The organism is Streptomyces sp. NPDC104371 (assembly GCF_055583785.1).
This window is the reverse complement of record NZ_JBVJNF010000012.1, coordinates 188,828-215,145: the sequence shown is the minus strand read 5'-3', so window position 1 is coordinate 215,145 and position 26,318 is coordinate 188,828. Positions and strand designations below refer to the sequence as shown.

Here is a 26,318-nt window from a genome sequence, read left to right as displayed (position 1 = left end):
GGCGCCGCTGCGTGCCGCAGTGGCTGCGGTGCCCCCTGGCCGGACGGGCCCGGCGGTGCTGGTGGGGCCGGGGGTCAGCGGCCTTGGCCGCGTGGGGTGGCGCGGCGTTCCATGGCCTGGTGTGCCGCCTCCTCCGTCGTGTAGACCTCGCACATATGGCGGCCGTCCGGCGTCGCCGTGTGCTCGACCTCCCACAGGGACAGCTCCCGGCCGTCGCGCAGCAGGAACGCGTGCTCGTAGAGCGAGAAGCACAGCCCCGCCCGGCCCGCCCGCCACGGTCGCCCGAAGGTCTGGGTGATCTCGTGGGCGAAGGCCGAGCGCAGCAGTAACGTCGCGAGATCGGGGCCCGGCCGGTCCGGGTTCTCCGCCCGGCGCAGCAGTCGGCGCGCATGGTCCGCGGAGTCGTCCGGCAGATACACATGGCGGGGCTCGGGGATCGACGACAGATGCACCAGGACCGGCAGTTCGATGTCGGGGGTGTCCTGCGGCAGCGGAAGCCGGGCCGTGGCGGCGCGCAACTCCTCCTCGTCCACATACACCTCGTGCTCCAGACGCCCGCCCGGCGCCGTGTTGTGGACCAGCTCCCACAGGGTGACCGTCGAGCCGTCGGTGAGCAGCCAGGTGTGCCGGTACGTCTCCCGGTACAGCCCGGCGCTGTGGAGCGCGGACTGCAGCGAACTGTCGTGCGCCAGTGCGCAGTCGAGCCGCTCGACCGTCTCGTCGGGCAGCTCGAAGGAGTTCAGGGTGCGGCCGAGGAGTCGCGCGAGGTGCTCCTCAGGAGACTCGGGCGACTCGGGTGGTTCGTACGCTGCCGTCTCGTACGGAACGCTCAAGGTCCCTCCCGGCGTTGCTACATGTCACCTAGTGGGTGCATACCGTAGCCCCTCGGTCGGACATCATGTCCGAGAACCGAGAAAACGTACGGGGGAAAAACGGGCGGGCCGCGCGACGAGTTCCCGCGCGGCCCGCCCTGCTGTCACCGTGCCCGGATCAGACGGCACTTCCCGCGGTCCACTCGCTCCACGGCATGTTCCAGCCGTTGAGGCCGTTGTCCGGGGAGACCGTCTTGTCGGGGGAGTTCTTGACGACCACGACGTCACCCGTCAGCGAGCTGTCGTAGAACCACTTGGCGGTGGTGGCGCCCTGCCCGCCCTGTACGTCCGTCATGCCCACACAGCCATGGCTGGTGCCCTCGCGCCCGAAGGGCGGATTGCCCTGGTTGTACCAGTAGTTGCCGTGGATGAAGGTGCCGGACTGCGTCAGCCGCATCGCGTGCGGCACATCGGCGATGTCGTACTCGCCGCCCATGCCGACCGTCTGGCTGTTCATCCGCGTCCGCAGGAACTTCTCCGAGATCACCATCTGCCCGTTGTACGTGGTGTGTTCCGCACTGCCCGTGGACACCGGGATCGTCTTGACGGTCTGCCCGTCCCGTACGACTGTCATCGTCTGCGTCTGCACGTCCACCGTGGAGACCTGGGAGCGGCCGACCGTGAACGTCATCGTCTTCTTCTGCACGCCGTAGACGCCGCTCGCGCCCTGCACCTTGTCGAGGTTGATCTTCACCGTGACCTTGGAGCCGGCCTTCCAATAGTCCTCGGGACGGAAGTCCAGGCGCTGCGTCCCGAACCAGTGCCCCACGACCTGCTGCCCGCTGCTCGACGTCACCGAGATGCGCGACTGCACCGTCTTCCGGTTGGTGATCGCCTTGTCGAAGGTGAACGACACCGGCATGCCGACCCCGACCGTCGTCCCGTCGTCGGGCGTGTACGTCCCGATGAAGCTGTTGGCCGTGGTCACCGTGGTGAAGATGGAGTTGGCGGCGGAGACGCGGTTGTCCCCGTCCTTGGCGGTGGCGCTGATCTCGTACTTCGTCCCCCGCTCCAACCGCTCCTTCGGCTTCCAGGACGTTCCGTCCGCGGCGATCTCCCCCGCCACGGCCGTGCCCGACCCGGCCACCGTCATCTTCACCTCGGTCAGCTTCCCGTCACTGACCTTCACCCCGGTCGCGTTGATCGACGCACCCGTCGATCCGTCCTTCGCGGAGATGACGATCTTCGCGGTGGAGCTTCCGGACGAGCTCTTCCCGCCGTTGTGGTTGTCGGCGTTGGCGCTGCCGCCGCAGGCAGTGAGGGTCAGGGCGCCGATCACAAGGGCGGCACTGGCCCCCAGTACGCGCCGCTCTCGCATGTTCGGCGTTGTCACGGGCTTCTCCCAAGTCATGGTCGTGGTGTGCGTGGTCCGCTCGAGTACGTGGACATAGAGCGAAGGTCGCACCAAAGGGTTCCCGTACGCTGCGGGGAGCGCCATTGCGTGACAGAACCGCGACAATCGCCCGGCCCGGTGGTCACCGGCTTCCGTACAACTCCTCGTAGGACGGCCAGGTTCCGCCCGATCCGTTCACCGATACGGCGGCGCGCACGGCCCGTACGATCGCGCGCGTCAGAAGGTCCGCGCCCGCCGCGAGCAGGTCGTTGAGAGCCAGCGGATGCGCGGGGGCCAGGGGCCGCGCTCCGGTCGCCAGCGCGAACACCGTGTCGCCGTCGTTGAGCAGATGCACCGGGCGCAGGGCACGCGCGATGCCGTCGTGCGCCGTACCCGCGAGCTTCTGCGCCTGTGCCTTGGTGAGATCGGCGTCGGTCGCCACGACCGCGAGGGTCGTGTTCAGCGTCGGCCGCCGGTTCGCGGCGTCGGCCTCGGCGAGCCGCCGACGCGCGGCCTCGTGCACCTCGCGCGCCGGATGTTCGACCCGCCCCTGGAACAACTCCCCGTACAGCACGCCCGTTTCGGGGTCCATCGCCGAACCCGCCGCGTTGCACACCACCAGCGCGCCGACCGTGATGCCCGAGTCGAGCACCGTACTCGCCGTCCCGACCCCGCCCTTGAGCGCCCCGACCACCGCGCCCGCACCCGCGCCCACACAGCCCTCGGCGACGGGCGCCCCCGGCTCGGTCTCGGCGGCGGCCTCGACCGCGGCCCGGCCGACGGCCGCGTCCGGCCGTGCCCTGAACTCCCCACCGCGGCCCAGGTCGAAGACGCAGGCGGCAGGCACGACCGGCACCACATGCGCCGGGTCGGGGCCGACCCGCACCCCGCGCCCCCGCTCCTCCAGCCAGGCCATCACGCCCGACGCCGCGTCGAGCCCGTAGGCGCTGCCGCCCGTCAGGACGACCGCCTCGACCTTCTGCACGAGGTTGCGCGGATCGAGCGCGTCGGTCTCCTTGGTGCCGGGGCCGCCGCCGCGTACGTCCACGGCCGCGACAGCGCCGCCCTCCGGAGCGAGCACCACCGTGGTGCCCGTGAGCCACCCCTCCCCGATCCGTGTGGCATGCCCCACCCGCAGACCGGCGACATCCGTCAGAGCGTCAACTGTCATGAGTTCACGATCCATTGCTCCTCGGCACCACGACCACACACACGGCCGTCCCTGCCGCCATTGTGCTCCCTCACGGCGACCGCGGCCCCAAGTCCCGCGCCGATCACCGCCGTCGACGCCATCGCCGCGGACGCCACGGGCGCACTGTCAGCGGAAGTGGCGGCCGTCGCCTATACCGGGCGGGGGTGCGTCGGCCTCGTCGTCCCACACGCCGTCCTCGGGCACGCCGTCGATGGGGCCGCGCACCGTGCGACCCGCCGGGTCCTTCCACGCGAAGACGTCGGGGCCGCGCCCGTCGGTGACCGCGGTCCGGTAGCCGGACAGACAGGCGTGCGTGGAGAACAGCCCGTACCCCAGGGGGAGCGCCACGACGACCAACGCCACCAGCCACCAGAGCACCCGTGCCGTCCGACGCGGGCCCGAACCGTCCCGGCTCGGGCTTCCGCCGGGGTCGTACCCTGGGGTCATGAGCACCGCCCCCGAACCGCGCGAACCCAAGAACGTATTGATCTTCGACGACCCGCTGGACCAGCAGTCCTCGGACGACACGGACCGCGGATGGGGCGAGCGGCCCGGCGGTGACGACAGCGCGGCCGACCTGAAGCGCTTCCTCGACGAGAAGCCGCCCCACCACATCTGACCCTGTCGGCCGACGAGCCGTCCCGGCGCGCTCAGCACAGCGTCACCGCGAGCCGTGAGGTCGCTCCGGCACCGGCCAGCCGCGCGGCGGCGGCGCGCGGCACGGACAGCAGGAGCAGCGCACCGCTCTCCGTGACAGCGACGTCCGGCACCCGCGTCACCCTGGCCCCGGCCGCGACCACCTGCGCGGCGCCGGAGCCGCCGTCGGCCGCGATCACGTCGATGCGGTCGCCCGGCCGCAGTATCCGAACCGTCGCCCCGTCCGCGATCCGCACGGGCGCCGTCACCGTCTCGACCGGGCGTCGCTTCCGCGCGGGCTCGGCCGCCGTCGCCGCACGGGCCTCGGCGCCCGGATGCCCCCGCGCGCCCTCGGCCGCGCGCGGCCCCGCCGCCACGAGCGCTGCGGCGCCGACCGCCAGGCCCATGGCCACGGCCCGCCTCCGGCGCCGTACAAGACACCGCAGCCGCTGCCGCCCGCCGCGTACGCGCACCGGGGTGAAGCCCGGCACCGCGCAGGTCGGAGGCGTGTCCGTACGCACCCCGAGGCCCCAGCCCGGCAGACGCGCGGAAGCGCCGACAGACAACGGGCCCGGACCTGCGGACCGGTCCGCACAGGACCGGCCGACGGAGAGGGGGAGTTGAGCCATGCTGACCACCACCTGCATCACGAGATCCACGAGAACGGGACGTGATCCACGATGAGGCCTCGAGCCGAAGTCCGCTGACGCCCGTGGACTACCGGCCGGTTGTGGACAACTCGCTCACCCGAAGGGGACGTTCCGCACCCGTACCCGCCCTCGTACCCGCACCCGCCTTCGTACCCGCCCCGCTACGGCAGCGCGAACCCCGGATCCACCCCACCCAGCGCCTTCGTGCACAGGCAGTCCCGCGTCTCGTTCGCCGGGAGTCCCGCGACCGCGTCGAACAGCACGCCCCGCAGCCGGTCCACGTTCGCCGCGAACACTTCGAGCACCTCGTCGTGCGAGACGCCCTCGCCGGTCTCGGCGCCCGCGTCCAGATCCGTGACCAGCGTCAACGACGTGTAACACAGCTCCAGTTCACGGGCGAGCGCGGCTTCGGGGTGGCCGGTCATGCCCACCACGGACCAGCCCTGCGCCTGGTGCCACAACGACTCGGCGCGGCTGGAGAACCGCGGGCCCTCGACCACGACCAGGGTGCCGCCGTCCACCGGTTCCCAGTCCCGCCCGCGCGCCGCCTCCAGGGCCGTCTTGCGGCCGACGGGGCAGTACGGGTCGGCGAGGGAGACATGCACCACGTTCGGCACGGTGCCGTCGGGCAGCGGCAGCCCGTCGAAGTACGACTGCGCGCGGGTCTTCGTACGGTCCACCATCTGGTCCGGCACCAGCAGCGTTCCGGGGCCGTACTCGGCGCGCAGCCCGCCCACCGCGCACGGCCCGAGCACCTGGCGCACCCCGACCGAACGCAGCGCCCACAGGTTGGCGCGGTAGTTGATGCGATGCGGCGGCAGATGGTGGCCGCGGCCGTGGCGGGGGAGGAAGGCGACCCGTCGGCCGGCGATCTCGCCGAGGAAGAGGGAGTCGCTGGGCGCGCCGTAGGGGGTGTCGACCTGTATCTCGGTCACGTCGTCCAGGAACGAGTAGAAGCCCGAGCCGCCGATGACACCGATCTCTGCGTTCTCCATGGCGAGCACAGTAGCGGGCCCCGGAAACACCGAGGACCCCGCCGTCGTGACGACGGCAGGGTCTACGGAAGGGGCCGCGGGAGGGTCCTTACGCGGCGGAGCTGGAGGAGCCGCTCGACGACGACCCGGACGACCCGGAGCCGGACGAGGAAGAGTCGCTCGACTTCGAGGAGGAGGCCGAGGACGAGGAGGACGACGAAGAGGAGCTCGACGACTTCGACGACGCGGGGCTGCTGCTCGACGACGAGCCGCGGCTGTCGTTGCGGTAGAAGCCGGAGCCCTTGAAGACGATGCCGACGGCAGAGAACACCTTCTTCAGGCGCCCCTTGCAGCTCGGGCACTCGGTGAGGGCGTCGTCGGTGAACTTCTGCACCGCCTCGAGGCCCTCGCCGCACTCGGTGCACTGGTACTGGTAGGTCGGCACTTGTCTTCCTCCTGGCACTCTCACTCAATGAGTGCTAACGACGTTCCATAGTGGCTTATTCCGAGGGATCAGTCCACTGCTACCGGCGCGCGGTGACCGACACCACGTGCGGCGGTGCGCTCGCGCGGGCCGGTCGCCAGCCACGATCGCAGGGCCACCAGGGTCGCCAGCGCGAGCACCGTACCGGTCATCGGGACCAGGAATCCGGCGCCGTCCCACAGGCGGTCCTCGAGCTGCCCGGCCACCGTGACCGCGGCTGCCTGGCCGAGCGCGACCGCGCCGGTCAGCCAGGTGAAGGCCTCGGTACGGGCCTCGGCCGGGACCAGGTCCTCGACCAGCGTGTAGCCGATGATCAGGGTGGGCGCGATGGACATGCCTACCAGGAGGCCGAGGCCCGCCAGGACGAGCGCGGAGTGCGCGAGCCACAGGCCGGAGGCGGTCAGCGCGAGCGCCGTGTAGCCGATGACCAGGCGCCGCTGCGGGGCGGTCTTCCAGGCGACGGCACCGCACACGGCCCCGGAGAGCATGTTGCCGACGGCGAAGACCCCGTACAGCACGCCGGTCAGGCCGGGCTTGCCGATCGACTCGGTGAACGCGGCGAGCGAGACCTGCATGCCGCCGAAGACGCAGCCGATGCCGAGGAAGGTGACGACCAGCACGCGCACCCCGCGGACGCGCAGGGCGGACGCGTGCTGCACGCGCGCGTGCGTCGCGTCGGCGACGGACGGCTGTGTGCCCTTCTGCGCCGCGAACAGCAGCCCGCCGACCAGCGTCAGCGCCGCCTCGGTGAGCAGGCCCGCGGCCGGGGCCACGCCTGTGCACAGGGCCGTCGCCAGCAGTGGGCCGAGCACGAAGGTCAGCTCGTCGGTGACGGACTCGAAGGCCGCCGCCGTCGTCATCAGGGGCGTGCCCTGGAGCTTCACGCCCCAGCGGGCGCGCACCATCGGGCCGACCTGCGGCACCGAGGCACCGGTCGGGACGGCCGCCGCGATCAGCGCCCACAGGGGAGCGTCGGCCAGCGCGAGCACGGTCAGGGACACACCGGACAGGGAGTGCACCAGGACGCCGGGGAGCAGCACGGTGCGCTGGCCGTAGCGGTCGGCGAGCCGGCCGCCGTACGGGGCGAACAGCGCCATGGAGACGCCGGTGACGGCCGCGACGGCGCCCGCGGCCCCGTACGAGCCGGTCGTGTGCTGCACCAGCAGCACGAGGGAGATGGTGAGCATCGCGAACGGCTGACGCGCCGCGAAACCGGGGAGCAGGAACGTCCAGGCGCCGCGCGTGCGCAGTAGCTGCCCGTAGCCCGGACGGGACGACTTCGAGGTGACCGTGGATGCCACGGCCCGTGCCTTTCTGCCGCCTGGTAGCACGCCCGTGCGAGGGCGCGCCGAGAGCTGTCCTCTTGCGCGGACTGCGGTAGATGCCGACGCCCGCTGAGAGGGACGCCCCGGCCGCCATACGGTCGCGCCAGCTCTGCGTCAGGCAGAGTTGGTTCGATCAGGGAGCGCCTCGATTGTACAGACGCGGGGGCCGGGCGGACCCGGTCAGCGGCCCGGTCTTCCGCCCCCGGTCGCCGCACTCGCGCCCCCGGCCGTGCCCAGCCAGCCGGCCAGCTTGCCGCCCTGGTCGACGGCGCGCAGCCGTCTCTCGGCCGCGTCGCGGACCTGGTCCGTGGTGACCACGAGGAGTTCGTCGCCGTGCTGGAGCAGCGTCGTCGGCAGCGGTACGGAGGACTTGCCGCCCCGGACGACGAGGGTGACCGCGGACCCCGGGGGCAGCCGCAGCTCGTTGATCTCGACGCCGTGCATCCGCGAGCCCTCGGGGATCCCGAAGGACAGCAGATGCCCGCGCAGACGTTCGAGGGGCGCCGACTCGATGCCGAGGTCGGCGGCCTCGGTGCCGTCGCCCAGGCGCAGCCTGCCGGCCAGCCAGGGCAGCGTCGGCCCCTGGACCAGGGTGTAGACGACGACCAGGACGAAGACGATGTTGAAGATGCGGTGGGTGTCGTCGACGCCGTTGACCATGGGGATCGTCGCCAGGATGACGGGCACCGCGCCGCGCAGCCCGGCCCAGGACAGCAGCGTCTGCTCCTGCCAGGGCATCCGGAACGGCGCGAGGCTCAGGATCACGCTCAGCGGACGCGCGACCATGGTCAGCACCAGTCCGATCACCAGCGCGGGCAGGATGTCGTTGCCCAGCTCATGCGGGGTGACCAGCAGTCCGAGCAGGACGAACATGCCGATCTGGGCGATCCAGCCGAGCCCCTCGGCGAAGCCGCGCGTCGCGGGCCAGTGCGGCAGCTTGGCGTTGCCGAGGACCATCGAGGCGAGGTAGACGGCGAGGAAGCCGCTGCCGTGCGCCAGCGCGCCGGTCGCGTAGGCGGTGACCGAGATGGCCATGACGGCGATGGGGTAGAGGCCGGAGGCGGGCAGCGCCACATGCCTGAGCCCCCAGGCGCCGAGCCAGCCGACCGCGAGACCGATGGCGGCGCCGATGGCCAGCTCCAGCGCGATCTCGCCCACGAGGACGTACCAGTGTTCCACGGGGCCGACGGTGGACAGGGCGACGACGAGGATGACCACCGGGGCGTCGTTGAAGCCGGACTCGGCCTCCAGGATGCCGCGCACGCGCGTGGGCAGCGGGACCTTCCGCAGGACCGAGAAGACGGCCGCCGCGTCCGTCGAGGACACCACCGCTCCGATGATGACCGACTGCCGCCACCCGAGCCCGGTCAGATAGTGCGCCCCGGCCGCGGTGACGCCGACGCTCACGGCGACGCCCACCAGCGCCAGGGAGGAGGCGGCGGGCAGCGCCGGTCTGATCTCCCGCCACTTCGTCCCGAGACCGCCCTCGGCCAGGATGACGACCAGGGCCGCGTACCCGATGACCTCGGTCAGGGCCGCGCTGTTGAAGGTGAGATGGCCGATCCCGTCCTGGCCCATGGCGATGCCGATGCCCAGGTAGATGAGCAGGCTGGGCAGCCCGCTGCGCGACGAGAGCCGTACGGCCGCCACCGCGACGAGCAGGACGAGCGCGCACACGAGCAGGAGCTGGTTGAGGTGGTGGACAGTCAGCGGCCGTTCCCTTCTCACCGATCCGAGCGTCTCGGTACGACGTCTCGATCCGAGCACGTGAGGCCTGGTACTGCCACGGCCTTCAACGCGACTACTTCATTACTTTACCTAACTCTTGACGCTTTCTTGACGCGGAGCCCCGCTTCGGGCACCCTTCCGCCTCTGCCGCATCCCGACTCCGCGTCAAGGCACGGCGGTTCCTGCGCCTATGGTTGCTCCAGCGCTCAGCGCTCAGTAGTAAGCACAGCCCGCCCTGCCGCTCGCGTAAGGACAGCAAGGACAGCGATGCCCCCCAACACCACCGCCTCTTCCGGCCAGAAGCCCGGCAAGTCCGGCAGGAAGAAGGGGCGCAGAGCCCGTCTGCTCGTGATCGTCCTGGTTCTGGCCATCGTGGGAGGCGTCGGCTACGGCACGTACTGGTCGGTCAGTACCGTGCGCGCCTCCTTCCCGCAGACCACCGGTTCGATCAGCCTCGACGGCCTCTCCGGCCGCGTCGACGTCAAGCGCGACGGCTACGGGATCCCGCAGATCTACGCCTCGTCCGACGAGGACCTGTTCATGGCGCAGGGCTACGTCCAGGCGCAGGACCGGTTCTACGAGATGGACGTGCGCCGCCACATGACGTCCGGGCGCCTGTCCGAGATGTTCGGCAAGAGTCAGGTGAAGACGGACGAGTTCCTGCGCACCCTGGGCTGGGACCGGGTGGCCCGCGAGGAGTACGACACCAAGCTGTCGGCCTCCACCAAGAAGTACCTCCAGGCGTACGCCAAGGGAGTCAACGCGTACCTGAAGGGCCGGGCCGGCAAGGACATCTCGCTGGAGTACGCGGCCCTGGGGCTGACCAACGACTACAAGCCCGAGGCCTGGACCCCCGTCGACTCGGTCGCCTGGCTCAAGGCGATGGCCTGGGACCTGCGCGGCAACATGCAGGACGAGATCGACCGCTCCCTGATGGCCAGCCGCCTCGGCCCGAAGCAGATCGCCGACCTGTACCCGGACTACCCGTACAGCCGCAACAAGGCGATCGTGCAGGAGGGCGGGTACGACGCCCTCACCGGGACGTACGGGCCGGGCGCCGCGACGGGCACGCAGACCGGCACCCAGACCTCGCAGTCGACGGCGCCGAACGGCACGACGCCCGACACCACAACGTCGAACGGCACGACGCAGAGCGGCACGACGACCCAGGACAGCGCGGGCCTGCAGAGTCAGTTGGCGGGGCTGCACCGGGTCCTGGACAACATGCCGACCGCGGTCGGTGTGAACGGCCACGGCATCGGCTCCAACTCCTGGGTCGTCGCGGGCAGTCACACGATCACCGGCAAGCCGCTGCTGGCCAACGACCCGCACCTGTCGGCCTCGTTGCCCTCGGTCTGGTACCAGATGGGCCTGCACTGCACGAAGGTCTCGAGCGCCTGCCAGTACGACGTCGCGGGCTACACCTTCGCGGGCATGCCCGGCGTGGTCATCGGCCACAACCAGAACATCGCCTGGGGCATGACCAACTCCGGCGTCGACGTGACCGACCTCTACCTGGAGAAGCTGTCCGGCGAGGGCTACCTCTACGACGGCAAGGTGAAGCCGTTCACCAGCCGCACCGAGACGATCAAGGTCGCCGGTGGCGGATCCAAGAAGATCGTCGTACGCGAGACGAACAACGGCCCGCTGCTGTCCGACCGTGACGACGAACTCGTCAAGGTCGGCAAGAAGGCCGGCGTCACCGCCTCCGCGCCCGACCGCGGCGACGGCTACGGCATAGCGTTGCGCTGGACCGCGCTGGAGCCCGGCAACTCCATGGACGCCGTCTTCGAGATCGACAAGGCCTCGAACTGGACGGAGTTCCGCAAGGGCGCCCGGTCCTTCGACGTCCCCTCGCAGAACCTGATCTACGCCGACACCGAGGGCCACATCGGCTACCAGCTCCCCGGCAAGATCCCGACGCGCACCGCGAACGACACCGGTTCGCTGCCCGCGCCGGGCTGGGACTCCAAGTACCGCTGGGGCAAGTACATCCCGCAGGACGCGCTGCCCTACGAGTTCGACCCGAAGCGCGGCTACATCGTCACCGCCAACCAGGCCGTGGTCGACCAGGACAAGTACCCCTACACGCTCACCACGGACTGGGGCTACGGCACGCGCAGCCAGCGGATCACCTCCCTGATCGAGTCGAAGATCAAGGGCGGCGGCAAGATCTCGACCGACGACATGCGGCAGATGCAGCTCGACAACAGCAGCGAGATCGCCCGGCTCCTGGTGCCCAAGCTGCTCAAGATCGACGTCTCCGACCCGTACGTCCGCGAGGCGCAGAAGCTGCTGGAGAGCTGGGACTACACCCAGGACTCCGACTCGGCGGCGGCGGCGTACTTCAACTCCGTCTGGCGCAACATCCTCAAGCTCGCCTTCGGCAACAAGCTGCCCAAGGAGCTGCGGGTCAAGGGGCAGTGCCTGTGGGTGGATTCGGTCAACACCACCGGGCCCGCGGACGCGGACCAGAAGGTGCGCGAGTGCGGTCAGCGCGACGCGGACCAGGCGCAGCCGGACGGCGGCGACCGCTGGTTCGAGGTGGTGCGCAACATCATCGACGACCAGGACAACGACTGGTGGCACACGCCCAAGACGCGGACCCAGCCCGCCGCCAAGACGCGCGACGAGCTGTTCGCCCGCGCCCTGCGGGACGCGCGCTGGGAGCTGACCGCCAAGATGGGCAAGGACATCGACTCCTGGAGCTGGGGCCGGCTGCACCGCCTGTTCCTGAAGAACCAGACCCTGGGCACCAGTGGTCCCCGCGTTCTTCAGTACATGCTCAACCGCGGTCCGTGGGAGATCGACGGCGGTGAGGCGACGGTGAACGCCACCGGCTGGAACGCGGCGGGCGGTTACAGCGCGGTCTGGGTGCCGTCGATGCGGATGGTGGTCAACCTGGACGACCTCGACAAGTCGAAGTGGATAAACCTGTCCGGGGCTTCGGGGCACGCCTACAGCGCCCACTACACCGATCAGACGGACAAGTGGGCCAAGGGCGAACTGCTCCCGTGGCGCTTCTCCGAGGGCGCGGTCGGCAAGAACACGACCGACACCCTGGTGCTCAACAAGCCCTGACGGTCCTGACCCGGAACCGGCCCTCCACGCGTGCGTGGAGGGCCGGTTCGCGTAGGGGCCACGGGAGTTCGGGGCTCAGCGGAAGCGGTGGACACCCGAGGGCGTCACCACCGCGTGCACCGGGCGGTCGTGCGCCTCCTCGGGGACCCGCTCGACGACCTCCGTGTCGTACAGCAGCACCACCAGCGCGGGGTCGGCGCCCGCGCGCTCCAGACGGGCCAGTACGCGGTCGTACGAGCCGCCGCCGCGCCCCAGCCGCATCCCGCGCGTATCGACGGCCAGCCCCGGCAGCAGCACGGCGTCGGCCCGCTCGACGGCCTCCGGGCCCAGCCGCTCGCCCGAAGGCTCCAGGAGGGTCATCCGGCCGCCGTGCCGGACGGGGACGAGGGAGTCCGGCCCGGCGTACACCGCCCAGTCGAGGTCGTTGTCCGGGAGGAGCACGGGGAGCAGGACCCGGCGGCCCCCCGCGCGCAGCGCGTCCAGAAGCGCGAGGGTGCCCGGTTCGCTCCCCACGGAGACGTACGCCGCGACCGTGCGCGCACGCGCGAGTTCGGGCAGTTCCCGCGCGTGCCCGGCGAGCGCGACCGCCGCCTCGCGTACGTCATCCGCGGTCAACCCACTCCTCACCGCGAGGAGCTCTCGCCGCAACCTTCGCTTGTCAGGATCCGTCTCGCGTCCCATGGAAGCCACAGGTCAGCGCCCTACCCTTCATAAATACGCTCATATGAGAGCGAATTATCCGGAATCTCGGATTCCGTATATAGCCAGCGGATATGGTTACGGGCATGACTGAGTCGCACCCCAGGATCACCAAGGCTGTCATTCCCGCAGCAGGCCTCGGCACCCGGTTCCTTCCCGCCACCAAGGCCACTCCCAAAGAGATGCTGCCGGTCGTCGACAAGCCCGCGATCCAGTACGTGGTCGAGGAGGCCGTGTCCGCCGGGCTCGATGACGTCCTGATGGTCACCGGCCGCAACAAGCGTCCGCTCGAGGACCACTTCGACCGCAACTACGAGCTGGAGTCGGCCCTCGAGAAGAAGGGCGACGCCGACCGGCTCGCGAAGGTCCAGGAGTCCAGCGATCTCGCCACCATGCACTACGTGCGCCAGGGCGACCCCAAGGGCCTCGGCCACGCCGTGCTCTGCGCCGCCCCGCACGTCGGTCACGAGCCCTTCGCCGTCCTCCTCGGCGACGACCTGATCGACCCGCGCGACCCCCTGCTGGCGCGCATGGTCGAGGTCCAGGAGCAGCACGGCGGCAGCGTCGTCGCGCTCATGGAGGTCGCCCCGGAGCAGATCCACCTCTACGGCTGCGCCGCGATCGAGACCACCGCGGACAGCGACGTCGTCAAGGTGACCGGCCTGGTCGAGAAGCCCGCCCCCGCGGACGCCCCGTCGAACTACGCGATCATCGGCCGGTATGTCCTCGACCCGAACATCTTCGACGTGCTGAGCAAGACCGAGCCGGGCCGCGGCGGCGAGATCCAACTCACCGACGCCCTCCAGCAATTGGCCGAGGACGAGAAGGTCGGCGGCCCCGTGCACGGCGTCGTCTTCACGGGCCGCCGCTATGACACCGGCGATCGGGGCGACTACCTGCGTGCCATTGTCCGGCTCGCGTGCGAACGTGAAGACCTGGGCCCGGACTTCCAGGCCTGGCTTCGCCGTTACGTAGCCGAGGAGATGTAGCGATCGTGAGCGCCGCCGCGACCCGGACCAGCGGGCAGCAGGACCACCTCTGGTCGGTGGACGACCATCTCAAGGACATCCTCGCCACCGTCCAGCCGCTGGAACCCATCGAGTTGAACCTGCTCGACGCCCAGGGCTGCGTCCTGGTCGACGAGGTCACGGTGGCGCTCTCGCTGCCCCCGTTCGACAACAGCTCGATGGACGGGTACGCGGTGCGGGTCTCGGACGTCGAGGGCGCGAGCGAGGAGTTCCCGGCCGTCCTCACGGTGATCGGGGACGTCGCGGCGGGCGCGGCCGGTCTGCTGGAGGTGGGGCCCGGCCAGGCCGCGCGCATCATGACCGGCGCCCCGCTGCCGCCCGGCGCCGAGGCCGTCGTCCCCGTGGAGTGGACCGACGGCGGGCTGGGCGGCGGTCCCGTCTCCGGGATGCGCGCCCGCAGCCTGTCGCCCGAAGACGCCACCGGGCAGGTGCGCGTGCACCGCCCGGTCGAGGCACGCGCGCATGTGCGCGCGCAGGGCAGCGACGCGAAGGCCGGCGACCTCGCCCTCGCGGCGGGCACGGTCCTCGGTCCGCCGCAGATCGCGCTGCTCGCCGCGATCGGCCGCGGCACGGTCCGCGTGCGTCCACGCCCGCGCGTGGTCGTCATGTCCACCGGCAGCGAACTCGTCCAGCCCGACGAGGAGTTGGCGAGCGGCCAGATCTACGACTCCAACAGCTTCGCCCTCACCGCCGCCGCGCGGGACGCGGGAGCCATCGCCTACCGGGTCGGGGCGGTCACCGACGACACCGAGACGCTGCGCTCGGCCATCGAGGACCAACTCGTCCGCGCCGACCTCATGGTCACCACCGGGGGCGTGAGCGTGGGCGCGTACGACGTGGTGAAGGAAGCGCTCACCGCCATCAGTGAGGACGAGAACGACAGCGGCGAGGACGCCGAGGGCGAGGGTGAGCCCGAGGCAGGTCACGGCGTCGAGTTCCGCAAGCTCGCCATGCAGCCGGGCAAGCCCCAGGGCTTCGGCCTGATCGGCCCCGACCGCACGCCGCTGCTCGCGCTGCCGGGCAACCCCGTGTCCTCGTACGTCTCCTTCGAGGTGTTCGTACGTCCCGCGATCCGCACCCTGATGGGCCTGGAGGACGTCCACCGCCCCCGGGCCAAGGCCGTCCTGCGGGCGGACAAGGCGCTGACCTCGCCCGCGGGCCGCCGCCAGTTCCTGCGCGGGACGTACAGCGACGGTACGGTCACGCCGGTCGGCGGCACGGGCTCCCATCTGATCGCGGCCCTCGCCCGGTCCGACGCGCTGATCGTCGTCCCCGAGAACGACACCTCCCTCGAGCCGGGCACCGAGGTCGAGGTGCTCCTGCTCGGCTGACCGGCCGGGCCCCTTACCCGGCTGCCCGCGGCGCGTTGGCGGTACCGTGTCGCGCACAGCAGGCCCGCATGCCCTACCGCGCCGGGCCAGGACCGGGAGCGCCGCAGCACATGAGTACGCAGGACCGACTGACTCACCTCGACGACGCGGGGGCAGCCCGCATGGTCGACGTCTCCGGGAAGGACGTGACCGCGCGCACCGCGCGCGCCAGTGGCCGCGTCCTGGTCTCGCCGCGGGTGGTGGAGCTGCTGCGCGGCGAGGGCGTCCCCAAGGGCGACGCGCTCGCCACGGCTCGTATCGCGGGGATCATGGGCGCCAAGCGCACACCCGAGCTGATCCCGCTGTGCCATCCGCTGGCGGTCTCGGGTGTGAAGGTGGACCTGTCGGTGGCGGACGACGCCGTCGAGATCACGGCCACCGTGAAGACCACCGACCGTACGGGCGTCGAGATGGAGGCGCTCACCGCGGTCAGTGTGGCGGCGCTGACCGTGATCGACATGGTGAAGGCGGTCGACAAGGGCGCGGTGATCACGGACGTGCGCGTGGAGGAGAAGACGGGCGGCGCGTCGGGCGAGTGGAGCCGCGCATGACGGCCCCGCTCGCGCCGCCGCTCGGGGGTGCCCTGGTGGCGTCGTACGCCGCCCTGGTGGTGACCGCGTCCAACCGTGCCGCGCTCGGTGTGTACGAGGACAGGGGCGGACCTCTGATCGTGGAGGCGCTCGCCCGGTTCGGCTTCGCGGTCGACGGGCCATGGGTGGTGCCGGACGGCGACCCGGTGGAGCACGCGCTGAGGGAAGGCATCCGCGCCGGATACGACGTGATCGTGACGACCGGCGGTACCGGTGTCTCGCCCACCGACCGCACCCCCGAGGCCACCCGCGCCGTGATCGACTACGAGGTGCCGGGCATTCCCGAGGCCATCAGGGCGTTCGGAAGGGAGAAGGTGCCCACGGCGGCCCTGTCCCGGGGCCTGGCCGGGGTCGCCGACGGAACCCTGATCGTCAACCTGCCGGGATCCACCGGCGGGGTGAAGGACGGACTGGCCGTTCTGGAGCCCCTGCTGGCGCACGCCGTCGACCAGATCCGCGGCGGCGACCACCGCAGGGCCGACGCGGACGGCTCCACGACGGGCGAGGGCCCGTCCGGACCGACTGGGGGTGCGCGCTGAACAGCCCATCCTGGCCCGTCGAGCTGGCGGACGGCGATGTCGTCCTCCGGCCGATAAGGCTGCGCGACCAGCGGGCCTGGCGCGAGGTCAACCGTCGCAACCGCGACTGGCTGCGGCCGTGGGAGGCGACCATCCCGCCGCCGACGCCCGCGGGGCCGGTCGCGCACCGGCCGACCTACCGCCAGATGGTCCGGCATCTGCGCGGCGAGGCCAACGCGGGCCGGATGCTGCCCTTCGTCATCGAGTACCAGGGGCAGCTCGCCGGGCAGTTGACGGTGGCCGGGATCACCTGGGGCTCGATGTGCTCGGGCCACATCGGCTACTGGGTGGACGAGGCGGTGGCCGGCCGCGGGGTGATGCCGACGGCCGTGGCGCTCGCCGTCGACCACTGCTTCCGCAGCGTCGGGCTGCACCGCGTCGAAGTCTGCATTCGCCCGGAGAACGGGCCGAGCCGCCGGGTGGTGGAGAAACTCGGATTCCGCGAGGAAGGGCTCCGGCCCCGATATCTCCACATCGACGGGGACTGGCGGGACCATCTCGTCTTCGCGCTCACCGCGGAAGAGCTGCCCGACGGATTGCTGGCGCGCTGGCACCGGGAACGGTCGCGGCAGTCGGGGGCGGCGAACCCGGGGTCTTCGCGGAAATAAAAAGTATGTTCGAAATCGGTCGGTTACTGATCGTCCTGGTCTCGGGTATTAGCGGTCCGGGTGGGCTGGTGATCGCATGGGTCGCAAAAAAAGCTCGAAATATCAGCCAGATCGTGCGACACACCGGCCCAATTGGCGGATGGCCTTACGTAAACCCCTCTACCGTGTGAGGCGTGAGCAGCAGCGGCCTCATCTATGCAGTCATCGTCGGGGCCTGGGCCGCCTACTTGGTGCCGATGTGGCTCCGTAGGCAGGACGAGTTGAACGAGTCTCGTCCGACGGAACGCTTCAGTACCGCCATCCGGCTGCTGTCCGGACGGGCGGGCATGGAGCGCCGATACGCCAAGGACCTGCGGGCGCGCTCCACCGAGGAGGGGGAGCAGAGCCTTCCGGACGGCGTCACCGACTCGGTGGACGTCCGGGCCTTCGCCATGCCTCCGACCGACCCGCAGGCGCGGGCGAGGGTCGAGCCGGAGGCCCCGGCCCGGCGGGAGCCGACCGGCAAGGCGGCACCCCGGCCCGCGGCGCAGCCCCCGTCCGCGGCGGAACCGGTCGCCCGGCCGCTCGCGGCCAAGGCCGCGCCCCAGGCCCGTAAGCCGTCCGGGGCCCAGGCCGCGGCGCGCGCCCGGCGCTCGAAGGTGCTCGCGCGGCGGCAGCGGACCACGGTGGTGCTCTTCACCGCGTTCACGCTCGGCGCGGTCGTCGCCGCCGTCGGAGGCCTCGCCTTCCTGTGGGCACCCGGCGTGCCCGCCGTGCTGCTGAGCGTCTACATCGCGTATCTGCGGGCCCAGGAGCGCAAGCGGTACCGGTTCACGATGGACCGGCGCCGGGCCGAGGTCGCGGCGCAGCGGCTCAGGGAGCGGCAGCCCCGTCGTCGCCCCCCGCTCGCCGCTGACTCCGACGAACCGGAGGAGGGACCCGAGCCGGAGACCGACCCCGGGCTCCTCGCGCTCGCCGCCGACCGCCGGGCGCTCGTCGAGCAGACCGACCACGCGGAGTGGGTGGACCAGCAGCGCGAGCGGCAGCGCAGGCCGGGGCACGGCGAGACCTGGGACCCGGTCCCGGTGCCGCTGCCGACGTATGTGACCGCGCCGGTCGCGCCGCGGGCGACGCCGAGCGTGGACCTCGGGGCGCCGGACGCGTGGAGCTCGGCCCGGTCGAGCGCGGCCGAGCCGCAGGCGCCCGTGCCGTCGGCGTCCGACGCCGAGCCGGGGCAGCCCGGGGCGGCGGAGCGGCCGGAGCCCGACGGTGGCCGCAGCGACGCCCGCCGGGCCGCGTCCGCACGGCGGTCGCGGGAGCGGGGACGCACTCCGCTGTTCGACCAGTACGAGGACGGGGAACGGCCGCGGGCCGCCAACGAGTAGGCGCCGCCGCGGCGGCCCGTCGCACCCCGCCCTGCTGACCTGGGGTGGAACGGATTTCCAGACTGGCCGATGGGGATGCTAGAGTTTCACTCGTTGCAAGGGCCTGTGGCGCAGTCCGGTAGCGCACCTCGTTCGCATCGAGGGGGCCAGGGGTTCAAATCCCCTCAGGTCCACCGCAACGACTCTCCGAATTCCGGGGAGTTGAGGAGATCCCGTTCAGCTCATCGAGCTGGACGGGATCTCTGCGTTCCGGGACTTCTTCAGCGCTGTTGTCTACGGCCCGGGGGGCCGGGAAGCGCCAGTGGCATGGACACTCTTCCCGGCCCGGAGGCGATCGTCAGCGGAGTTCCCAGCGGCTCGGGTACGGGAAGTAGGCCTCGAGGAAGTCGTGCACGTCCCGCGCGACCTGTTCCTGGCGGTCGGCAGGTGTGTTGACGTCGTTGAGGCAGAAGAACTCGAAGGCCCGCTCGTCGAGCAGCGCGGCCATCTTCCCCGGCGCCTCGGGCGAAGCGACGTCGACGTAGCGGAGCTTGAACTTGCCGGGGACGGCGCGGCCGGTGAGGTACGCGTGGTGGTGGTGCAGGGACGCGGCGGCGGCGATGTCCGTGATGGCACGGAACCTGGAGCGGCTGGTGCGGTCCATGTCTTCCGCGAAGCGGGTCTCCATGTCGCGCATCACCGCGCGGATCTGCGGGTGCGGGGTGTGCATGAACTTGTTGACGGTGAAGCGTCCGTGGGCGTCCTGGAGGAGCGCGCGTACGTTCTTCCCCGCCGAGTTGGGGGCGGGTTCGTCGGGGTGGGGTGAGCCGAGGCCCAACTGGGCCGGGGAGAACGGGACCTTGGCGATGCCGTTGCCGTGGAAGAACCGGTCGGCCGTGCTGGGGCGGCCGAGGAAGACGTCGTCGTTGAGGTAGAGGTAGTGCTCGGAGAGACCGGCGATGTGGTGGAGCTGGGTGCCGATGGCGTGGGAGTTGAAGACCGGCAGCGCGGTGGGGTCGGTGAAGATGTCCTTGTGGTCGACGACCTTGACGCCGGGCGCGGTGGTGTCGAGCCAGGCGGGGGTCTGGCCGTCGGTGACGATGTGGACGGTGCGGATGAACGGGGCGTACATCTCCAGCGAGCGCAGGGAGTACTTGAGTTCGTCGCGGCTCGTGTAGCGGGAGGCACCGGCCTCGCGGGCGTGGATACGCGGAGCGCCGTCCGCTGTCGGGCGGTGGGCGTCGCGGATGGCGGCGAGGCGCGGGTCGTCGCCGTCGACCCAGGTGTAGACGACGTCGATGGGGAAGTCGACGGCGTCGACGCGCGGCTGCTGGAAGGCGTCCCAGGTGGGGTGGGTACGGCCGGATATGGAGCAGGTCACCGGGATGCGGGCCTCGGCGGGCAGGACGTCGGCGACCGCGTTGGGCCGCGGGGCGACGAGCGCGTCGGTCAGCACGCTCTCCGGGGCCTGGACGCGGAGGGCGGCCAGGCGCTCGGCGGTGCGGGGCTCCGTCGCCTTGGCGAGCAGGCTGTGGCCCTCTTGCCAGAACTCGACGTCGCAGCCCTGGGTGAGGTCGGCGAGCACCTGGTCGTCCGGGCCGAGGAGGATCTCGCCGAAGCGGATGGTGTCCTGGCGCTTGAGGGCGGTGGGCAGAGCGCCGTCCGCGTACAGCGTGGCCTCGGCGGGCCAGCGGGCCTGGCTGGGCTTGAGCGCGTACAGGGCCGTGGCGCCGTAGAGCTCGCGCAGGGCGGTGAGGAACGTCTTGCGGTCGGCGAGACGGACACCGACGACGTGGCGCAGCGGCGAACGGCCGGGGACCAGGAAGTACTCGACGCCGGCGTGGTCCAACGCATCGGCGACCAGGGCCAGGTTGCGGACGCGGGCGTCGGTCTCGGCGAGGGCATGCACGCGTCGGCCGATATAGCCCTGCCCCGCCCCGGAGATCTCGCGCAGGTCGCCGTCGGCGGCGAGCACCGCGGCCCGCCGAGCGGCGATCTTCTCCAGCCGCGACCGCTCGGCGGCTTCCTGCTGGGTGGCGAGCCGTTCTTCGGCACGCTCCTGCCGGACGCCGGCGGGCAGGAAGCGTTCACCGATCGACTTCAGACGTGATGCCATACCAGGTCGGGCCTGTCTTCTTCGTGGGTCAGGGTGCGGCGGACCTGCCGCGGAAGAAGAGTAGAGGCAGTGATCCACCGTGCCGGAACCCGCCTTGCCTGGTCAGCGTGGGTGTGGGGCCGGGATCCGCTACGGCCGCAGGTGCTTGGCGTAGCAGAGGCTCTCGTCGTGGAAGCGGTAGTAGCCGAACTTCTCGCACGGCTCGTAGCCGGTGGAGGCGTACAGGGCGACCGCCTCGGGTTGCTTGGTGCCGGTCTCCAGGACCATGCGGATCCGGCCCGCCGCGTGGGCGTCCTCTTCCAGGGCCGCGAGGATGCGCCGGGCCAGGCCCCGGCCGCGCATGCTCGCGACGACGAACATGCGCTTCAGTTCGGCGTCGCCGTCCAGGTTCCCCTCGGCGTTCTTGTCCTGGCTGCGCCAGCCGCCGGTGGCGACGGGGGTGCCGTCCGTGTCGTACGCGATCAGGTACAGGCCGTTCGGTGGCCGGAAGTCGGCGGGGTCCAGGAGGGTGGCGTCGCCACCGTCGCCGTAGCGCACGTCGTACTCGGCCTGGACCTCGTCGTTGAGCTTGACGGCGTCCGGGTGGTCGAAGGGAACAGGGCGGATGAGCATGTCGTAACCGTGTATCCAGCTCTGAGTAACAGGAGGGGCAGTATGTGGTCCCTTACGGGGCCTCGTCCAGTGTGCGGGTAAGGTGCCCGGATGCTGACTGTGACCTCTGCCAATGTGAACGGACTGCGGGCCGCCGCCAAGAAGGGTTTCGTGGAGTGGCTCGCGGTGACCGGGGCGGATGTGCTGTGTCTGCAAGAGGTGCGCGCCGAGCCGCATCAACTGCCCGAGCAGGTACGCACGCCCGAGGGCTGGCACGTCGTGCACGCGCCCGCCGCCGCCAAGGGCCGCGCGGGTGTCTCCCTGTACTCCCGTCGTGAGCCGGACCGGGTCCGGGTCGGCTTCGGGTCGGCGGAGTTCGAGACGAGCGGGCGGTATGTCGAGGTCGACCTGCCGGGTGTGACGGTCGCCTCCCTCTACCTCCCCTCCGGCGAGGTCGGCACCGAGCGGCAGGACGAGAAGATCCGCTTCATGGGCGAGTTCCTCGCCTACCTCAAGGAGCTGCGCGAGCGGGCCGCCGCCGACGGCCGCGAGGTGCTCGTCTGCGGCGACTGGAACATCGCCCACCAGCGGGCCGACCTGAAGAACTGGCGCGGCAACACCAAGAGCTCCGGCTTCCTGCCCGAGGAGCGGGAGTGGCTGAGCCGGGTCTTCGATCCGGCGGACGGTGGATACGTGGACGTGGTGCGCGCCCTGCATCCGGACGTCGAGGGGCCGTACACCTGGTGGTCGTACCGCGGGCGGGCCTTCGACAACGACACGGGCTGGCGGATCGACTACCACGGGGCCACCCCCGGCCTCGCTGCCAAGGCCGTCAAGGCGTCCGTGGAGCGCGCGGCCACGCATGCCGAGCGGTGGTCCGATCACGCCCCGATGACGGTCGTGTACGACCTCTGAGGCCCTGTCGCCCTCGCCCGGGGACCGTCACTCCTGCTTGCGCAACCTCCGGTCCAGCGCCAGGGACAGCTCCGCCTCCACCACGCTCTTGGCCAGCGGGCGCAGGCGTTCGGCGTCCTCGGGGGAGCGGGAGTGGGCGGCCACCATGGCGGTGAAGACGTCCGCGAGCGCCTCCGTGTGGTCGCGGACGCGGCGGGCGGCGGTCAGGACGTCCGCGAGCGGGATGCCCTCGCGTACCAGGGTCGCGGAGACCTCCAGCAGGCGGCGGCTGATGTGGACGATGTCGTCGCCGTCCACGCCGAGGTAGCCGAGGTCGAGAGCCGTGGTCAGGTTCTCCGGGGTCGCCTCGGTGCCGAAGACGTCGGCGAGGGCCTCGGGGGTGAGCCGGACGGGGGTTTCCTCGGTGGGGGCGTCGAGGCCGAGCAGGTCGCCGACGTCGCGCCCGTGGTCGAAGGCCTCGGCCAACTCCGCGATGCCGCTGAGGGTGTGGCCGCGTTCCAGGAGCGCGGAGATGGTGCGCAGCCGGGCCAGATGCGCGTCGTCGTACCAGGCGATCCGGCCCTCGCGGCGCGGTGGCCGGATCAGCTTGCGCTCGCGGTAGAAGCGCAGGGTGCGCACCGTGATGCCGGCCGCCTCGGCCAGCTCCTCCATGCGGTACTCGCGCCGCTCCCCGACATCTGCCACGCCCGCACCCTATGCCGTGGCGCCGGGCCGTACCGTCGGTAACTTCCTTGTCCCGCCCCCTACCCATCGGTACGGAGCTGCCCTACTCTCCCATTGCGCCAGTAATCACTGGCGTGGTTCGCGGAGCGGGAGGGCTGCGGGATGGCCGAGCACGAGCATGTACGGGTGGCGGTGATCGGGTCCGGGTTCGGCGGGCTCGGCGCCGCCGTGCGACTGCGCCGGGAGGGGATCACCGACTTCGTGGTCCTGGAGCGGGCGGACGGCGTCGGGGGGACCTGGCGCGACAACACCTATCCGGGCTGCGCCTGCGATGTGCCCTCCCATCTCTACTCGTTCTCGTTCGCGCCCAACCCCGACTGGCCGCGCACCTTCTCCGGGCAGGAGCACATCCGCGCGTATCTGGAGCATGTGGCGCAGGTCCACCGGCTGCGGCCGCACCTCCGCTTCGGCTGCGAGGTGAAGCGGATGGTCTGGAACACGCGCGAGATGCGCTGGGACATCGAGACCAGCGGCGGCAGTTGGTCCGCCGATGTCGTCGTCTCCGCCACCGGCCCGCTGTCCGATCCGAAGATCCCGGACATACCCGGCCTCGACTCGTTCCCCGGCAAGGTCTTCCACTCCGCCCGCTGGGACCACGACTTCGACGTGCGCGGCAAGCGCGTCGCCATGGTCGGCACGGGCGCGTCCGCGATCCAGATCGTGCCCTCGATCCAGCCCGACGTCGAGAAGCTGGTCCTCTTCCAGCGCACCCCGGCCTGGGTGATGCCCCGCGTGGACCGCGCCATCAGCGGCCCCGAACGCGCGCTGCACCGGGCGCTGCCCTTCACCACCCAACTGCGCCGCGGACTGCTGTGGGGCATCCGGGAGTTGCAGGTCCAGGCGTTCACCAAGCGCCCGAACGAGCTGGGCCTCGTCGAGAAGCTGGCCGCCTACAACATGACCCGCGCCGTCAAGGACCCGGCGCTGCGGGCCAAGTTGACCCCCGACTACCGCATCGGCTGCAAGCGGATCCTGCTCTCCAACACGTACTACCCGGCCCTCGCGCGGCCCAATGTGGACGTCGTCGCGAGCGGGCTCGCCGAGGTGCGCGGTTCGAGTGTCGTCGCCGCCGACGGCACCGAGGCCGAGGTCGACGCGATCGTCTTCGGTACCGGCTTCCACGTCACGGACATGCCGATCGCCGAGCGGGTCGTCGGCGCCGACGGGCGCACGCTCGCGGAGTCCTGGAGCGGGGGCATGGCGGCGCTGCGCGGCGCGACCGCCGCCGGGTTCCCCAACCTGATGACGATCATCGGGCCCAACACCGGCCTCGGGAACTCCTCGATGATCCTGATGATCGAGTCCCAGCTCAACTACCTGGCCGACTACTTGCGGCAGTTGGACACGCTCGGCGACGGGACCGCGCTCGTTCCCCGGCCGCGCGCCGTCGAGGCCTGGACCCACCGGGTGCAGGAGCGGATGAAGCGCACGGTGTGGAACACGGGCGGCTGTACGAGCTGGTATCTCGACGCGGCCGGTCGCAACACCACCGTCTGGCCCGGTACGACGACGGAGTTCCGCAATGCGACCCGGCGGGTGAACCTCGGCGAGTACGAGGTGCTGAGGGTGCCCCGGACGGGAGCGGCGGACGACCGGCAGGCCCCGGCCGCGAAGGCGGCCCACGCATGAGCGGGCCGACGCATGTCCGCAGCGGGCCGTACGCGCCCCCCGTCCCCACTCGGGAGCTGACCGTCCACTCCGCCGACGGGTCCCCGCTGCATGCCGAGGTGCACGGGCCGAAGGACGCGCCCGCCGTCGTCCTCACGCACGGCTGGACCTGCTCGACCGCCTTCTGGGCCGCGCAGATCCGCGAACTCGCCGTCGACCACCGGGTGATCGCCTACGACCAGCGAGGGCACGGGCGCAGCCCGGCCAGTGCCCGGTGCTCCACCGACGCGCTCGCCGACGACCTGGAAGCCGTGCTCGCCGCCACGCTCGCACCGGGCGAACGGGCCGTGATCGCGGGGCACTCCATGGGCGCGATGGCCATGCTGGCCGCGGCCCGGCGCCCCCGCTTCCGGGCGCACACGGCGGCTGCCCTGCTGTGCAGCACGGGAACCGCGCGCCTGATCACCGAGGCGCGGGTGGTGCCGCTGCGCGCCGGGCGGGCGCGGACCTGGTTCACGGCGCGCCTGCTCGGCTCGCGGCTCCCGCTCGGGCCGGTCACGCCCGTCGCCAAGCGGATCCTCAAGTACGCGACGATGGGCGCCGGTTCGGCTCCGGAGATGGTCGAGGCCTGCGCACGCCTGGTGCACGGCTGTCCGCGCGAGGTCCGTCACTCCTGGGCGCGTGTGCTGGAGACGCTGTATCTGGACGACTGCATACGGGAGTTGACGGTGCCGACGGAGGTCGTCGTCGGCACGGCCGACCGGCTGACGCCCCCGGTGCACGCGCGCACGCTGGCCGCCGCGCTGCCCCGGTGCACCGGCAGCACCGAGCTGTTCGGGCTCGGCCATATGACCCCGGTGGAGGCGCCGGAGCTGGTCACCGGGAAGATCCGGGACCTCGTCACCGCGTACGCGACGGACACCAGGACGGACACGGCCCTCGAAGCGGAGGAGAGCGCATGAGCACGGTGAGCCTCAAGGGACAGGTCGCGGTCGTCACGGGCGCCGCGCGGGGCGTCGGCGAACTGCTGGCCCGCAAGCTGTCGGCGCGCGGCGCCACGGTCGCGCTCGTCGGTCTGGAGGAGGACGCGCTCAAGGCGGTCTCCGAGCGGCTGTACGGCGACAGCGGCCACTGGTACGCGGACGTCACCGACCCGGAGGCGATGACACGGGTCGCCCGCGAGGTGAAGGAACGGTTCGGGAAGGTCGACATCGTGGTCGCCAACGCCGGGGTGGCGGGCGGCGGGCCGTTCACGCGGTCCGACCCCGAGGTGTGGCGGCGCGTGATCGAGGTCAATCTGATCGGCTCGACGGTGACGGCCCGCGCCTTCCTGCCGGTGCTGGTCGAGAGCCGCGGCTATCTGCTCCAGATCGCCTCGCTCGCCGCGATCACCCCCGCGCCGATGATGACGGCGTACTGCGCGTCCAAGGCGGGCGTGGAGGCGTACGCGCACAGCCTGCGCGCCGAGGTGGCGCACGAGGGCGTGCGGGTCGGTGTCGGATACCTGTCCTGGACCGACACGGACATGGTGCGGGGCGCCGACCAGGACGATGTGATGCGGGAGTTGAGACAGCGGCTGCCGTGGCCGGCCAACAAGACCTATCCGCTGGGGCCCGCGGTGGACCGGATCGTGGCGGGGATCGAGCGGCGGTCGAGCCATGTGTACGCGCAGTGGTGGCTGCGCGGGATGCAGGGCGTACGAGGGTATCTGCCGGGCCTCGTCGCGTCGGCGGGGCGGCGGGAGATGCGAAGGTTCGCGCCGCGGCTGCGCGAGATCGGAACCGGGCTGGTCGGGGCCGGTGGACAGGCCGACGCCCAGGAGTCGCGCACGCTGCGTAACTGATCGAAATGCGTGGGTTGTCCGGGCGTGTCAG

General features: G+C 71.4%; 25 protein-coding genes and 1 tRNA gene. 13 read left to right on the top strand and 13 right to left on the bottom strand.

Going from position 1 to position 26,318, the window contains the following annotated elements; all coding sequences use genetic code 11:
- Positions 1–74 precede the first annotated feature (74 nt).
- The 4 genes from ACZ60T_RS30260 to ACZ60T_RS30245 all read right to left on the bottom strand — a co-directional run bounded on the left by ACZ60T_RS30260 (position 75) and on the right by ACZ60T_RS30245 (position 3,844).
- The gene (locus ACZ60T_RS30260; RefSeq protein ID WP_365624378.1) at positions 75–833 is read right to left on the bottom strand and encodes a DUF6227 family protein; all 759 of its coding nucleotides are present in this window, start codon (positions 831–833) and stop codon (positions 75–77) included.
- Between the two features lie 157 nt (positions 834–990).
- Positions 991–2,205 (bottom strand): L,D-transpeptidase, encoded by a 1,215-nt coding sequence (locus ACZ60T_RS30255; protein WP_365624375.1) that lies wholly within the window; start codon positions 2,203–2,205, stop codon positions 991–993.
- Positions 2,206–2,347: 142 nt separating this feature from the next.
- Positions 2,348–3,376, bottom strand: a complete 1,029-nt coding sequence (locus tag ACZ60T_RS30250; RefSeq protein WP_469668791.1) for a P1 family peptidase — start codon at positions 3,374–3,376, stop codon at positions 2,348–2,350.
- 147 nt (positions 3,377–3,523) lie between these two features.
- Positions 3,524–3,844 carry a hypothetical protein gene (locus ACZ60T_RS30245; protein ID WP_469668789.1) on the bottom strand — a complete coding sequence of 107 codons (321 nt, stop codon included), beginning with the start codon at positions 3,842–3,844 and terminating at the stop codon, positions 3,524–3,526.
- Here ACZ60T_RS30245 and ACZ60T_RS30240 point away from each other — a divergent pair.
- Positions 3,843–4,016, top strand: a complete 174-nt coding sequence (locus ACZ60T_RS30240; RefSeq protein ID WP_365624367.1) for a hypothetical protein — start codon at positions 3,843–3,845, stop codon at positions 4,014–4,016. The two genes, ACZ60T_RS30245 and ACZ60T_RS30240, sit on opposite strands and share 2 nt — an antisense overlap.
- Before the next feature lie 31 nt (positions 4,017–4,047).
- On the opposite strand, the gene ACZ60T_RS30235 is transcribed toward ACZ60T_RS30240, so the two are convergent.
- The 5 genes from ACZ60T_RS30235 to ACZ60T_RS30215 all read right to left on the bottom strand — a co-directional run bounded on the left by ACZ60T_RS30235 (position 4,048) and on the right by ACZ60T_RS30215 (position 9,194).
- The gene (locus ACZ60T_RS30235; protein WP_469668787.1) at positions 4,048–4,662 is read right to left on the bottom strand and encodes a hypothetical protein; all 615 of its coding nucleotides are present in this window, start codon (positions 4,660–4,662) and stop codon (positions 4,048–4,050) included.
- Positions 4,663–4,844: 182 nt separating this feature from the next.
- Positions 4,845–5,678, bottom strand: coding sequence for an S-methyl-5'-thioadenosine phosphorylase (locus ACZ60T_RS30230; RefSeq protein WP_469668786.1), 834 nt, complete (start codon positions 5,676–5,678; stop codon positions 4,845–4,847).
- Positions 5,679–5,766: 88 nt separating this feature from the next.
- The gene (locus ACZ60T_RS30225; RefSeq protein ID WP_469668785.1) at positions 5,767–6,102 is read right to left on the bottom strand and encodes an FmdB family zinc ribbon protein; all 336 of its coding nucleotides are present in this window, start codon (positions 6,100–6,102) and stop codon (positions 5,767–5,769) included.
- A 68-nt stretch (positions 6,103–6,170) separates the two neighbouring features.
- Positions 6,171–7,442, bottom strand: coding sequence for an MFS transporter (locus tag ACZ60T_RS30220; protein ID WP_469668784.1), 1,272 nt, complete (start codon positions 7,440–7,442; stop codon positions 6,171–6,173).
- 204 nt (positions 7,443–7,646) lie between these two features.
- Positions 7,647–9,194, bottom strand: a complete 1,548-nt coding sequence (locus ACZ60T_RS30215; RefSeq protein ID WP_365624352.1) for a potassium/proton antiporter — start codon at positions 9,192–9,194, stop codon at positions 7,647–7,649.
- Between the two features lie 267 nt (positions 9,195–9,461).
- On the opposite strand from ACZ60T_RS30215, the gene ACZ60T_RS30210 reads away from it, so the two are divergent.
- The gene (locus ACZ60T_RS30210; protein WP_469668783.1) at positions 9,462–12,275 is read left to right on the top strand and encodes a penicillin acylase family protein; all 2,814 of its coding nucleotides are present in this window, start codon (positions 9,462–9,464) and stop codon (positions 12,273–12,275) included.
- Between the two features lie 75 nt (positions 12,276–12,350).
- Here the strand turns inward: ACZ60T_RS30210 and ACZ60T_RS30205 are convergent, their stop codons facing one another.
- Complete coding sequence (locus ACZ60T_RS30205) at positions 12,351–12,956, bottom strand: 5-formyltetrahydrofolate cyclo-ligase (protein ID WP_469668782.1); 606 nt, start codon at positions 12,954–12,956, stop codon at positions 12,351–12,353.
- 104 nt (positions 12,957–13,060) lie between these two features.
- Here ACZ60T_RS30205 and galU point away from each other — a divergent pair, with 104 nt between their 5' ends.
- The 7 genes from galU to ACZ60T_RS30170 all read left to right on the top strand — a co-directional run bounded on the left by galU (position 13,061) and on the right by ACZ60T_RS30170 (position 18,685).
- Positions 13,061–13,963 carry a UTP--glucose-1-phosphate uridylyltransferase GalU gene (gene galU / locus ACZ60T_RS30200; protein WP_365624346.1) on the top strand — a complete coding sequence of 301 codons (903 nt, stop codon included), beginning with the start codon at positions 13,061–13,063 and terminating at the stop codon, positions 13,961–13,963.
- Positions 13,964–13,968: 5 nt separating this feature from the next.
- Positions 13,969–15,333 (top strand): molybdotransferase-like divisome protein Glp, encoded by a 1,365-nt coding sequence (gene glp, locus ACZ60T_RS30195; protein WP_469668781.1) that lies wholly within the window; start codon positions 13,969–13,971, stop codon positions 15,331–15,333.
- 110 nt (positions 15,334–15,443) lie between these two features.
- Complete coding sequence (gene moaC / locus ACZ60T_RS30190) at positions 15,444–15,923, top strand: cyclic pyranopterin monophosphate synthase MoaC (RefSeq protein WP_365624340.1); 480 nt, start codon at positions 15,444–15,446, stop codon at positions 15,921–15,923.
- The gene (locus ACZ60T_RS30185) at positions 15,920–16,501 is read left to right on the top strand and encodes a MogA/MoaB family molybdenum cofactor biosynthesis protein (RefSeq protein WP_365624337.1); all 582 of its coding nucleotides are present in this window, start codon (positions 15,920–15,922) and stop codon (positions 16,499–16,501) included. The genes moaC and ACZ60T_RS30185 overlap by 4 nt, the downstream gene beginning before the upstream one ends.
- The gene (locus tag ACZ60T_RS30180) at positions 16,498–17,148 is read left to right on the top strand and encodes a GNAT family N-acetyltransferase (protein WP_252425319.1); all 651 of its coding nucleotides are present in this window, start codon (positions 16,498–16,500) and stop codon (positions 17,146–17,148) included. Before ACZ60T_RS30185 ends, ACZ60T_RS30180 begins: the two co-directional genes overlap by 4 nt.
- A 173-nt stretch (positions 17,149–17,321) precedes the next feature.
- Positions 17,322–18,512 (top strand): divisome protein SepX/GlpR, encoded by a 1,191-nt coding sequence (gene sepX / locus ACZ60T_RS30175; protein ID WP_469668780.1) that lies wholly within the window; start codon positions 17,322–17,324, stop codon positions 18,510–18,512.
- Positions 18,513–18,611: 99 nt separating this feature from the next.
- Positions 18,612–18,685: transfer RNA gene (locus ACZ60T_RS30170), tRNA-Ala, on the top strand.
- Between the two features lie 164 nt (positions 18,686–18,849).
- Here ACZ60T_RS30170 and ACZ60T_RS30165 read toward each other — a convergent pair.
- Positions 18,850–20,607 carry a stealth family protein gene (locus ACZ60T_RS30165; RefSeq protein ID WP_469668779.1) on the bottom strand — a complete coding sequence of 586 codons (1,758 nt, stop codon included), beginning with the start codon at positions 20,605–20,607 and terminating at the stop codon, positions 18,850–18,852.
- A gap of 129 nt (positions 20,608–20,736) precedes the next feature.
- Complete coding sequence (locus ACZ60T_RS30160) at positions 20,737–21,219, bottom strand: GNAT family N-acetyltransferase (protein ID WP_469668778.1); 483 nt, start codon at positions 21,217–21,219, stop codon at positions 20,737–20,739.
- A 90-nt stretch (positions 21,220–21,309) separates the two neighbouring features.
- Here ACZ60T_RS30160 and ACZ60T_RS30155 point away from each other — a divergent pair, with 90 nt between their 5' ends.
- Positions 21,310–22,113: an exodeoxyribonuclease III gene (locus ACZ60T_RS30155; RefSeq protein WP_469668777.1), complete on the top strand. Its 804-nt coding sequence runs from the start codon at positions 21,310–21,312 to the stop codon at positions 22,111–22,113.
- 27 nt (positions 22,114–22,140) lie between these two features.
- On the opposite strand, the gene ACZ60T_RS30150 is transcribed toward ACZ60T_RS30155, so the two are convergent.
- The gene (locus ACZ60T_RS30150; protein ID WP_469668776.1) at positions 22,141–22,797 is read right to left on the bottom strand and encodes a MerR family transcriptional regulator; all 657 of its coding nucleotides are present in this window, start codon (positions 22,795–22,797) and stop codon (positions 22,141–22,143) included.
- Between the two features lie 141 nt (positions 22,798–22,938).
- On the opposite strand from ACZ60T_RS30150, the gene ACZ60T_RS30145 reads away from it, so the two are divergent.
- From ACZ60T_RS30145 to ACZ60T_RS30135, 3 genes are read left to right on the top strand one after another with little or no spacing between them, the layout of a single operon-like run.
- Entirely contained in the window at positions 22,939–24,465 is a 1,527-nt protein-coding gene (locus tag ACZ60T_RS30145) for a flavin-containing monooxygenase (protein ID WP_469668775.1), read from the top strand.
- The gene (locus tag ACZ60T_RS30140) at positions 24,462–25,406 is read left to right on the top strand and encodes an alpha/beta fold hydrolase (protein ID WP_469668774.1); all 945 of its coding nucleotides are present in this window, start codon (positions 24,462–24,464) and stop codon (positions 25,404–25,406) included. The genes ACZ60T_RS30145 and ACZ60T_RS30140 overlap by 4 nt, the downstream gene beginning before the upstream one ends.
- A complete protein-coding gene (locus ACZ60T_RS30135; protein ID WP_365624314.1) occupies positions 25,403–26,287 on the top strand; it encodes an SDR family oxidoreductase in 885 nt (294 codons plus the stop codon). Before ACZ60T_RS30140 ends, ACZ60T_RS30135 begins: the two co-directional genes overlap by 4 nt.
- Positions 26,288–26,318 lie beyond the last annotated feature (31 nt).

Excerpts from the sequence above, each read along its gene's own strand:
- ACZ60T_RS30250 (WP_469668791.1), bottom strand. The coding sequence starts at position 3,376 with ATGACAGTTGACGCTCTGACGGATGTCGCCGGTCTGCGGGTGGGGCAT.
- ACZ60T_RS30240 (WP_365624367.1), top strand. The coding sequence starts at position 3,843 with ATGAGCACCGCCCCCGAACCGCGCGAACCCAAGAACGTATTGATCTTC.
- ACZ60T_RS30245 (WP_469668789.1), bottom strand. The coding sequence starts at position 3,844 with ATGACCCCAGGGTACGACCCCGGCGGAAGCCCGAGCCGGGACGGTTCG.
- ACZ60T_RS30235 (WP_469668787.1), bottom strand. The coding sequence starts at position 4,662 with ATGGCTCAACTCCCCCTCTCCGTCGGCCGGTCCTGTGCGGACCGGTCC.
- ACZ60T_RS30230 (WP_469668786.1), bottom strand. The coding sequence starts at position 5,678 with ATGGAGAACGCAGAGATCGGTGTCATCGGCGGCTCGGGCTTCTACTCG.
- ACZ60T_RS30210 (WP_469668783.1), top strand. The coding sequence starts at position 9,462 with ATGCCCCCCAACACCACCGCCTCTTCCGGCCAGAAGCCCGGCAAGTCC.
- ACZ60T_RS30205 (WP_469668782.1), bottom strand. The coding sequence starts at position 12,956 with ATGGGACGCGAGACGGATCCTGACAAGCGAAGGTTGCGGCGAGAGCTC.
- galU (WP_365624346.1), top strand. The coding sequence starts at position 13,061 with ATGACTGAGTCGCACCCCAGGATCACCAAGGCTGTCATTCCCGCAGCA.
- moaC (WP_365624340.1), top strand. The coding sequence starts at position 15,444 with ATGAGTACGCAGGACCGACTGACTCACCTCGACGACGCGGGGGCAGCC.
- ACZ60T_RS30185 (WP_365624337.1), top strand. The coding sequence starts at position 15,920 with ATGACGGCCCCGCTCGCGCCGCCGCTCGGGGGTGCCCTGGTGGCGTCG.
- ACZ60T_RS30165 (WP_469668779.1), bottom strand. The coding sequence starts at position 20,607 with ATGGCATCACGTCTGAAGTCGATCGGTGAACGCTTCCTGCCCGCCGGC.
- ACZ60T_RS30160 (WP_469668778.1), bottom strand. The coding sequence starts at position 21,219 with ATGCTCATCCGCCCTGTTCCCTTCGACCACCCGGACGCCGTCAAGCTC.
- ACZ60T_RS30155 (WP_469668777.1), top strand. The coding sequence starts at position 21,310 with ATGCTGACTGTGACCTCTGCCAATGTGAACGGACTGCGGGCCGCCGCC.
- ACZ60T_RS30145 (WP_469668775.1), top strand. The coding sequence starts at position 22,939 with ATGGCCGAGCACGAGCATGTACGGGTGGCGGTGATCGGGTCCGGGTTC.
- ACZ60T_RS30140 (WP_469668774.1), top strand. The coding sequence starts at position 24,462 with ATGAGCGGGCCGACGCATGTCCGCAGCGGGCCGTACGCGCCCCCCGTC.
- ACZ60T_RS30135 (WP_365624314.1), top strand. The coding sequence starts at position 25,403 with ATGAGCACGGTGAGCCTCAAGGGACAGGTCGCGGTCGTCACGGGCGCC.